Origin of the sequence: Endozoicomonas numazuensis (assembly GCF_000722635.1) — a bacterium.
Taxonomy (GTDB): Bacteria; Pseudomonadota; Gammaproteobacteria; order Pseudomonadales; family Endozoicomonadaceae; genus Endozoicomonas_A; species Endozoicomonas_A numazuensis.
Genome location: NZ_JOKH01000006.1, coordinates 50,086 through 59,827, shown reverse-complemented (window position 1 = coordinate 59,827; position 9,742 = coordinate 50,086). Strand labels below are relative to the sequence as shown.

Below are 9,742 nucleotides of genomic sequence, written 5' to 3'. Positions count from 1 at the left end.
ATCGGTCAGACGCGCTCCATTTTACGGGGTTACTGCACAGACGACTGGAAAAGTTTGGTCTGAAGTTGAATAAAGGTAAAACTCGATTACTGGAGTTTGGTCGATTTGCGACAAGTAACAGAAAGCAGAAGAACCGGCCAAAACCGGAGACATTTGACTTTCTGGGCTTTACGCATATCTGCTCCACAAGGCGCTCAGATGGGGGCTTTACGGTAAAACGATTTACCAGTGCGAAAAAGCTGACAGCCAAGCTGAAGGAGATCAAACAGATCTTGCTGAGAAATCGTCACAGGGATGTCTTCGAGCAGGGGAAGTGGTTAAAAAGTGTCGTACAAGGACACAATAACTACTTTGCGGTGCCCGGAAACCTGAAAGCGATAAACCTCTTTCGGAGGGAAATCTGCCGCTACTGGTTAAGGGCTCTGCGAAAGCGCAGCCAGCGCCACACCCTGACGTGGACAAAGATGACGAAGCTCATCAAATACTTCATCCCGAGCAGCATGCTTACACACCCATATCCAAATCAGCGACTGTGTGTCTGATTGACGGTAGGAGCCGTATGCATTAGCAGTGCATGTACGGATCTGTGTCGGAGGGGTGATGAACTGAAGGTTTTCTGAAAACTGTAGGTGAATCAACCCTTTACGGCGATTACATTTGACTAACCGACCGGTTAGACTACTTTTCTCCTGTCTTTGATTTTTATCTTTGTAGCAGGAGTACCCATGACCCGAGCCCGCAGCAGTCTGATTGTGTTTTTGTGGATGTCCTTTTCTTTCTTTTGCTTTTCTTTTTCTTTCTTTCCTTTTCAATGGGTCTGGTGAATGTCGTGTTTCCCTCAGATAATATGTTATGCGACATTGAGTCGTATATGTAGGCTGTTATGTGCTCACGCAAGGAATCAAGCATGACAATAAATCTAAAAAGTGTTGATGGTGTAGAAGTTCAAGAGAAACACAAAGGTTCTTGTCATTGTGGATCTGTTCAGTTTGAGCTGAATTTACCTGAGGGTTTGGTAGACGTAAGACGCTGTGATTGTTCTATGTGCAGAAGACGAGGTGCTATTGCTGCTTCTGTTTCACTGTCTGCTATAAATATTCTTCAGGGCGAAGAATGCTTGAAGTTATATCAGTTCAATACGAGAACAGCAAAGCACTTCTTCTGCTCTAATTGTGGCATTTATACGCACCATCAGCGTAGGTCAAACCCAACACAATATGGATTCAATGTCGCTTGCTTGGAAGAAATTAATCCACTAAAAATTCAGGGTATTCCAACCTATGATGGTATTAATCATCCAGCAGACCAAAAGTAAACATAGAAAACGCACATAACAAGGCGTTGGTGTTCGCCAGCCAGCTGGCTGGGACACCACCTTCGGCGGCACCCCACAACTTAGCGTTAGCTGCTCAACAAAACCTTTCAATCTAATCTAAGTTGCTTTGGAACTCTTCTCTCAATCTTTACTAAATGAACATGAAAAATAACTGTTGACTCAGGAGGAATAAAACCAGAAATCCCAGAAGCTCCATATGCTAATTCGGGGGGAATGATAAGGACTCTTTGTTCACCAATACACATATTGTATAAACCTTGTTCAAATCCTTTGATAGCTTTTCCCTCTCCTAAGGTAAATGTGAAAGGAACTCCAAAGTCAGATGAGCTTTGCATTTTTTTGAGTCTGACATTGTTAAATGAGTAAATTTGTTCACGTTCACTATGTTCTTCTGTAATTTTAGTTATTAATTGATGAGGGAGGGCTTCCGAAAAATCAATTGAATTAAAATCGTCAATAAGGTTCACATCATCTGTTATGGGTAAATAAAATTCGAAGTTAACATGCACTACATCATCTCTGATAGAGGGCTGATCACAAACCGTAGGGGAAAATATTGTCAATGACTGCGCCTGTCTAGTTTCCTCTAAAACTGATATTTCAGCAGGATAAGCCTTCATGATATAAAGTGTTGCTAAAACCATTAAAAGTGTGTGGTACGAATGCTTCAAATGACTACCATCCTTAAATGTAAAATTGATTATTTGATACTGAAGCATAGATTAAAATCACATCAACATTAAAACGCAGCTAACAAATGCTTCCAGTTCGTTCCGGGGCTTCGCCCCTCCAACCGACCGCCTTCGGCGGCGGCTGAAGCAAGCGTTAGCTGCTACTCATCATTCGCAAATTGTGAGAAAGAAAATGTTTATATTTCCTGAGACAGAGAAAAAACTTAAATCTAGAATTTCGAGCTATAAATCATCCATGAAAAAGGAGAAGAAAGAGATTGGGTTTATAAACGATGGAAGTGGCAAACGGTATATTCTGTTCAGCTTATATTTTGTTCTAAATGATTTAGATAAATTTGAAGAATATGTAGGATGGTATAACGAGGAATTTCCAGATGATGTAGGAGAACCAATCCAAAAACTATGTTGGTCTCTTGGTTTGTATCGAGCAAATAAAACCGTTGAAGCAAGATTTATGCTTGCTGAACTTATGCTTTCAAATCTTTACTTAATTCCACACGTAATCGGAGAGAATCTCGAAAAAGAATATAAAATTTGGCATTCAACTAATTTTCATTACTTAGATTATGTTGATGACCTGCCAAAAGAAGTAAAGGAAAGCATCAGCAAAACTGAAATAGAATGGATGAGGGAATGTTACAATTCACTTGAATTTAGGCGCATAAGAAAGCGTTACATAGAAATTTATCACGAGCTTCTGGCAGTCCGAGAAATAGAAGAAAGATCTGTTTTGCTAAAAGAAGCATATTCGTTATTGAGTACGCTACAGCGCAGCTAATGTGACCATTAAGCCCTCGGCTTTGGCATCCTGCGTCGCCCTACCTCCTGCATCCATGCAGTCGTCCATCTGCAATCGGGATACGTTTTATAAATTGGGCGTCTACGTGATGAAAGTTAAGTGTCTTACCTCGGGAGATCTGCACTGTGTTGAAGGAGCAACTGACACAGAAGCAATTCTGTGTGACTGCAGTGCAGAAGTCAGCAGAAGGCATAGTAAGTGGCCTCTCGCTACTGAAGGCCTGAACAAATTTCGGAGAGTAATCGTCGGAGAAGTGGTTTCGGATGGCATCTGTTAAACAACTATTGTTGTCTCTGGATAATCTGGAGGATGAACAGGAAACGGGAGACCCGATTGAACCACTCTTCATTGAAAAGAAGCACCTTTTGTTCATCTTTGATGGTGCGGGTACTGGACAGGAATAATCTGATCCGCGCACTGAAACAGGTTCAACGTAATAAAGGAGCCGCTGGCGTCGACAGTATGACCGTTGACGAACTTCTAGATTTCCTGAAGCAACACTGGTCGAAAATCCGGCAGCAACTGGCAGAAGGAACCTACCAGTCCAAACCCGTTTTGCGTGTGGAAATCCCCAAACCGGATGGACGCAAACGTAAACTGGGTATCCCAACTGCTCTCGACCGCCTGATTCAACAGGCCATAGCCCAGATAATGCAGGAAGAATGGGAGGTGGATTTCCATAACAACAGTTATGGATTTCGTCCCCGCCGGAATGCTCATCAGGCTATTGGATATGTTCAGGACACGATACGGGAAGGATATAACTGGGTTGTAGATTGTGATCTTGAGGCGTTCTTCGATAAGGTGAATCATGACCTGCTGATGACGCAACTCAAGGCTCATCATAAGGATGACATGCTGTTGCGGTTAATCAACCGTTATCTGAAAGCCGGTGTCTGTATTAATGGAATCAAGCAAGCCAGTCTGAAAGGTGTACCACAGGGTGCTCCCCTGTCGCCTGTCCTTTCAAACGTAGTGCTGAACAATCTGGATTGGGAGCTGGAAAAGCGGCAGCTTCGCTTTGCCCGCTACGCAGACGATTTTATGGTATTCGTCAAAAGCGAGACAGCGGGAAAACGTGTAATGAGCAGCTTGCAACGCTTTGTTGGAGCCTCACTGAGGCTCACAGTGAATACCCAAAAGAGTGCGGTAGGACGCCCTTGGGAGTGCAACTTCCTTGGGTTTACGTTCAGTCGGCGGGGACTGCGGGATCTGGATAAATGGATTCGACGACGATTGCGGTGTTATATCTTGAAGCGGTGGGGAAGCAAAGGTTACCGAATGCTCAGGCGACTGGGAGTTGATCGATTTCTAGCTTGGAATACAGCGAAGTCGGCGCATGGGGTCTGGCGTTTAAGTGGTAGTCCGGCACTCACCAGAGCACTGCCGAATAGATATTTCAGGAACTTGGGGTTGCCAGAAATGGCGACAAGATAAACAACAGTAATTTGAACCGCGATGCTACGTGATCCGTACGGCTCGTGGTGTGGGAGGAGCGGAGTCGCGAGGCTCCGCCCTATCCCGATTAGGTGCTTAATCTGAGCCTGGATTCTACATAGTATGCTAAATTATTTACTTCTTCTTTTTGTGCAAATAAATTTACAAGTTCTAGTGCAACTTTTTCTATTGGAGAGTTCTCATACCCATGTTTTTTTATCTCTTGAAAATATTTAAGAATAAAACTTTCATCACCAAGTATATTCCATTGTAAAACATGAACTAATTCATGGAAATGATATTGCAGATCATCTTTATTTTCATCCAGTAAAAAATAGGTGTCTCTATATGTAATTCCTCCCAAATTATTTTTCTTTATAAATTCCTCAAATAAAGGGTGTTCAGGAGAAGGGAGTTTATCAACTATTACGAAGTATGAAATGTTAAGAAAAGATTCATCGAAATAGTTTGCAAAAGGCGAAGCAAAAGATATACAAGGTGTTCTTGTAGATTTATTTTCTTCAATTAAAGCGTCTATCCATTGACTAATATCTTTAACAAAAGACGGATCAGAACTACTTTCTTCAATACTTTGAAGAAGAACAGCAATAGATGAAACGCTGGCGTTGTTGTCTGGCGGCATGATTACATCCTTTATTTCATAATATGTTGAATTTATATATAAAATTCTCTACAGAGCGATAATATATGGTGTTTAAATATATTGAATAACAATCTGGCAAGCGCACCTAACAAATGCTTCCAGTTCGTCGGTGGGACATCCACAAATTTGACTAACCGACTGGTTGGACTATTTTTCTCCTGTTTCTGATTTTTTCTTTCCAACAGGAGATCCCATGACCCGAGCCCGCAGCAGTCTGATTGATCCAGGATCGACACCATACTATCACTGCATGGCTCGCTGTGTTCGCAGGGCTTACTTATGTGGTGAGGATCATCTGACCGGCAAGAGTTTTGAGCATCGCCGGCAGTGGGTGGTTGACCGCTTGCAGGCACTGGTTTCCATCTTTGCCATTGAAGTCTGTGCTTATGCTGTAATGTCTAATCATTATCATGTGGTACTTCACATCAACAGCAGAGATGTTGAAAGCTGGAGCCGTGATGAAGTGCTGCAGCGCTGGACTACCCTTTTTACAGGCCCGATGCTGGTACAACGTTATATGAGCAGAGCCAGTCTGAGCAGCTCGGAACTCAGTCGTGTTGACGAATATGTGGATGAGTATCGTCTTCGCTTGAAGAGTGTGAGCTGGTTTATGCGTTGTCTAAACGAATACCTGGCTCGTGAAGCCAATAAGGAAGATGGTTGTAAAGGTCGATTCTGGGAAGGGCGCTTTAAAAGTCAGGCGTTACTGGATGAGGCAGCATTACTGACTTGTATGGCGTATGTGGATTTGAATCCTATTCGGGCAAAACTGGCACCCACGCCTGAGCAGTCAGACTATACCTCTATTCAGAAACGCATCGGAAAAACTGCTGGTGCAGCAGACATCAAGCAGCCTTCTATGCTGAAAGCATTTCAGTGTCAGGGACAAAATCCGGATGAGGCTTTGCCTTATATTCTTCATGACTATCTAGAGCTGGTCGACTGGAGTGGCAGAGTGGTAAGAGCCGATAAGAAGGGCTCTATTCCAGAAGGTGCACCTCCTATTCTGACCAGGCTTGAAATCGATCCTGATGAGTGGCTGAAAACCATGAGCTGGAACAATCGATTCTATCGAGCGGCAGGTAGACTAAAAGCCATGAAGGCATACGCACTCAATACAGGGCAGCAATGGCTCCAGGGGTTACATATCTGCAGTCGTTTATTCAAGGCGTGCTGACTCAATTCTTAAGTCTCATGCGTCGAATTCTTGCTGAAATCTATTTGTGAGAGGGTTCACTGTTCCTGCAAAAGTGATTTCAGCGTTTTAACTATTGTTTAATGGTCTTTACGGGTATTCCAGTAAGGAAGATTTGAGCTGATCAGGGAGATTTGGGCTAGGGCGGTATTCAAGTTTGTTGTATGTGTTTTTGTGGATGTCCTTTTCCATTTTTTCCTCTTTTCCTTTCTACTTGATGATCGCCACTATGAGAATAGAAAGAATATCAAGGTGTAACTTGTGCCACTTGAGATAGGGTTTAAACTGTTCGGTGAGTGAGCTGATGGAATTCATGACTGCTTGAAACGATTGTTTTGACACTAGGTTTCATAGCAGAAATTTTGTCAGCTCACTTTTTTTTCGTGTACAGAGGTAACTAACAATGAATATATATTGCCGCAGTTTTATCTTTATTCTCAGCTTTTTTCTACTAACCAGCCCAGTTTATGCATATAAGTCACAAGTTCTCGGCCAGTCCTCAGGCTGGGGGTGGCAAGTGGCAAGCTCTGTGTTAGCGGCTGTATCAGTTAGCAAGCTCATGTCTGATATCCCTATACGTGGCGAATCAATTGACATAGCGCCTGAATTCACTCACAAATCACTGATTACTCCCCCCGAACTTGACGAACTTCTGAAACAGAGTCCAGACAAAGAACCTCTTACTTATATTCATTCAATGGTCATAAACTTGTTAGGCAGTTGGTTTTTTTCTGACAGCGAAGGGAAAGACTCAATATCAGCCGGTCATGAAACAGCTCTTCTACAAGCAATAGAAAAACAGAAGCAAGAGAGAGAAGAAAGCACATTGGAAGAACAACTTTCGTTTCATAACGTTATAGAAGATGACTCTCCTTGTCGGATCAGCATCAACATGGGTGACTCACCTCCCCCCATTGAGGGGCAGGGAAACACACCAATCGAATGGCTTGTGAGTCAGGCAAAAGCCCAGCGAGTTAATATCGGCCATGAACTCAGCGCTTGCTTCGCGAATATTGGCGGCGACAGTTCAGATGGGCAGATAGTGGCTGATCATTTGATTGCCGGATTATCCAGCCTGAGCTCTGAGAGCTCTCAGAGCTCTGAGCCATCAGATGGAAGCATTACCACACCTGCCAGCATTCAGAGTTCAGCCAGCAGTTTGACTTCAGGAGCATCTGATACAACCATAATTATTATGGACCTCAACGACGATGCCCTCCCCAAAGGACTTAATTCTGGTCGTTACGCCCTCACCAAAACCAACGAACCAGGACTGGTGATGGCATTTCATTCTGAAGTAAAGTCCTGTGGTATAGATCAATTTCCTCCTGATCAGCAAAAGCTAATCACGCCCAAGATAGACTTCTGCGATAAGCAGGCTTCCGTAGAGGTTAAAGTTATGCAGCAAGATGGCAGTATTATGCTGGCATCCATGAAGCCCTTGTTTCAAGCGGTAGTAACAGATAGCCCCTCATACTCACACAAGCATACTGCCCATGAGCAACCCCTCTCTAAACCCGATGAATCTATAGCCTTTGAAGATAAAGCGATAGGCAAATCACTTAAAAGCGCCATGAGCAGCTCAACATGGTACCTGATTGATGTAAATAGAAACAAAATGTATCCCTTACTCAATCAGAAGTTGAAGCAGGATAACACGCATTTTACGGTAAGTCTGGATAGTGAACTTCTCGATGACTGGGCCATGGAGCTTAATGAACGAGAAAAAGAACTAAAAGTAGCGAAGTTAACCCAAAGGGTTTCCCAGCTGGAAGAGTCAGCCAAACAGGGCGAGGCCGAACAATTAATACTTGATCAAAGCCTTGCGAAAAACCAGAAGTTCGTGAATGCTCTGATGCAAGATGTAAAAAGCTTGAAACTCCAAATGGCGGAGTTTATGTCTAACACCAGTCCTTGGTCAAGTCCCTTTCAAGCGCAACAAATTGGTTACCTGGAAAGCTCATTGTTAGAACTACAGAATGACGCTTTCGAGCTGGGCAGGCTAGTGGAAATCCTGCAAGCAACCTCTTACAATGGTCAGTTCACTTGGAAAATACCAGAAGTAATCCGGCGCAGACAGGAGGCAGTTAACGGTCGGACACTTTCCCTTTATTCGGCGCCGTTTTATAGCTCCAGATTTGGTTACAAAATGTGCCTGCGGGTGTATTTAAATGGCGATGGCTCTGGCAAAAATACACATATTTCATTATTTTTTACAATTATGAGAGGGGAGTATGATGACCTTCTTCCCTGGCCGTTTAATCAAAGAGTCACTCTCAGGCTCGTGGATAGCACAGGGCAGCGTCGCCATATTACTGAAAGATTTATGCCTGACACAACGTCAAGCAGTTTCCAGAAACCGAAAAAATATCCATCAGCAGACATGAATAGAGCCAGCGGCATGCCAAAGTTTGTCAGGATTGACGAGGTGTTCGGAATAAATGGTCACTTTATTAACGATAACAATATTTATTTCAAAGCAATTATTGACTTAACGAATCTCCCTGATCTTACAGACTGACATAATTCTGAAGAGATAGATTATACCAATCGTACTTTCTAACTACGCTATTGCGCTGGCAATTGGAACTCCAGCCCTGCGTTGGAGCTCCTCGCAATAGCCTAGCTATTACCCGTCATTTCGTCTTGTTCTGGTGTCCAGCTTGCCATGCTCATGCCGGTAGTTAGAAAGCACGATTGGTATTATTTTACGATAAGCCGATTATATGGGTTTTTGTTAGCTGTTTTTTTGTGAAGGCCAGACCAGCAGACTGCCCGACTGAATATATGCTTATGCAGAAACTTGTGCAATTACTTTCATCTCATTTTCTGCAAAACTGATATCATGTTCGGCTCAATGAGGACAAGCGTTCAATGCTTGAGGAACTGATCAAGCAAGAGAAGCCAAGGGTTGCACAGTACAAGAAGCGTAACGCTAATATTCTTCTGGCTATCGATGAAAATAATGACCCCCTGACGCATGATCAAGTTGCCAAAGCCTTTCATATCAGGCCTCAGACAATCACTCGCCTCCGGCAACGGCTTGTCGAAGAAGGGCTTGAGGTAGTTGGCTGGATATGGCAGAGATTGAACTCAGCATCCTGAGCCGACAATGCCTGGAAGGATAAGCGTAACGAGAGTAAGGCTACCATGGATTGGCGCTTCACCGCTGAACACGCTCGGATAAAGTTCAAGAGGCTGTATCCTGCAGTGCCAGACTTGTACGACAGTTAATAGATTCAGGGGAATACTCAACCCACTAAATAGGGATAATCTGATGATTTTCTCATAAAATCTTGGGGAATGGTTTCGTCTGCCTGAAATATCGAAATTGATTGACCCACTTGCCAGGATTTCAACTGGTAAGCCGGACAGGATGAATGACCGGAACGCTGCATATAAACCTGACCGATAGGTTATCAATTGGTATTAAATGGCTCAGGACGAGGTGCTAGGAGGCTGACCGAGAATAGACAGTCCGGCCTAAAATCCAGAAAGAACGGCCATCTTTTCCACTGGATTTGCTTAAATAGGTCAACTATTCGCACAAATCCAGTGAAAAAGCTGACTCGTTCTACTGAATTTTATGCTCGGACGCTATTCTCGGTCAGCCTCCTAG

At 43.5% G+C, this 9,742-nt stretch carries 9 protein-coding genes and 2 pseudogenes; 9 read left to right on the top strand and 2 right to left on the bottom strand.

The annotated features are described in order from the left end of the window. Positions 1-542 (top strand): annotated as a pseudogene (locus GZ78_RS21265) (group II intron reverse transcriptase/maturase); the annotation flags it as partial. Positions 543-907: 365 nt separating this feature from the next. Continuing rightward, positions 908-1,315: a GFA family protein gene (locus GZ78_RS21260; RefSeq protein ID WP_034840710.1), complete on the top strand. Its 408-nt coding sequence runs from the start codon at positions 908-910 to the stop codon at positions 1,313-1,315. Positions 1,316-1,422: 107 nt separating this feature from the next. Here GZ78_RS21260 and GZ78_RS27770 read toward each other — a convergent pair whose 3' ends face one another. Then, on the bottom strand, positions 1,423-2,007 hold the full coding sequence (locus tag GZ78_RS27770) for an FKBP-type peptidyl-prolyl cis-trans isomerase (protein WP_236631639.1): 585 nt from the start codon (positions 2,005-2,007) through the stop codon (positions 1,423-1,425). A gap of 193 nt (positions 2,008-2,200) precedes the next feature. Between GZ78_RS27770 and GZ78_RS21250 the strand changes: the two genes are divergently transcribed. From GZ78_RS21250 to ltrA, 3 genes are all read left to right on the top strand, one after another. After that, positions 2,201-2,806, top strand: coding sequence for a hypothetical protein (locus tag GZ78_RS21250; RefSeq protein ID WP_034840708.1), 606 nt, complete (start codon positions 2,201-2,203; stop codon positions 2,804-2,806). Between the two features lie 284 nt (positions 2,807-3,090). Next, a complete protein-coding gene (locus GZ78_RS30065; RefSeq protein WP_201772775.1) occupies positions 3,091-3,231 on the top strand; it encodes a hypothetical protein in 141 nt (46 codons plus the stop codon). Continuing rightward, positions 3,206-4,264, top strand: a complete 1,059-nt coding sequence (gene ltrA / locus GZ78_RS21240) for a group II intron reverse transcriptase/maturase (protein WP_034840703.1) — start codon at positions 3,206-3,208, stop codon at positions 4,262-4,264. Before GZ78_RS30065 ends, ltrA begins: the two co-directional genes overlap by 26 nt. An 88-nt stretch (positions 4,265-4,352) precedes the next feature. Here ltrA and GZ78_RS21235 read toward each other — a convergent pair whose 3' ends face one another. Continuing rightward, positions 4,353-4,907, bottom strand: a complete 555-nt coding sequence (locus tag GZ78_RS21235) for a hypothetical protein (protein ID WP_051786418.1) — start codon at positions 4,905-4,907, stop codon at positions 4,353-4,355. Between the two features lie 214 nt (positions 4,908-5,121). Here GZ78_RS21235 and GZ78_RS21230 point away from each other — a divergent pair, with 214 nt between their 5' ends. The 4 genes and pseudogenes from GZ78_RS21230 to GZ78_RS30415 form a co-directional block, all read left to right on the top strand. Continuing rightward, a complete protein-coding gene (locus GZ78_RS21230; RefSeq protein WP_034840700.1) occupies positions 5,122-6,105 on the top strand; it encodes a transposase in 984 nt (327 codons plus the stop codon). Between the two features lie 1,177 nt (positions 6,106-7,282). Further along, positions 7,283-8,644 carry an MATH domain-containing protein gene (locus GZ78_RS29090; protein WP_236631638.1) on the top strand — a complete coding sequence of 454 codons (1,362 nt, stop codon included), beginning with the start codon at positions 7,283-7,285 and terminating at the stop codon, positions 8,642-8,644. A 353-nt stretch (positions 8,645-8,997) separates the two neighbouring features. Beyond that, the gene (locus GZ78_RS21220; protein ID WP_051786417.1) at positions 8,998-9,228 is read left to right on the top strand and encodes a helix-turn-helix domain-containing protein; all 231 of its coding nucleotides are present in this window, start codon (positions 8,998-9,000) and stop codon (positions 9,226-9,228) included. Beyond that, positions 9,186-9,357 (top strand): annotated as a pseudogene (locus GZ78_RS30415) (IS630 family transposase); the annotation flags it as partial. The gene GZ78_RS21220 and the pseudogene GZ78_RS30415, both read left to right, overlap by 43 nt. Between the last annotated feature and the right edge of the window lie 385 nt (positions 9,358-9,742).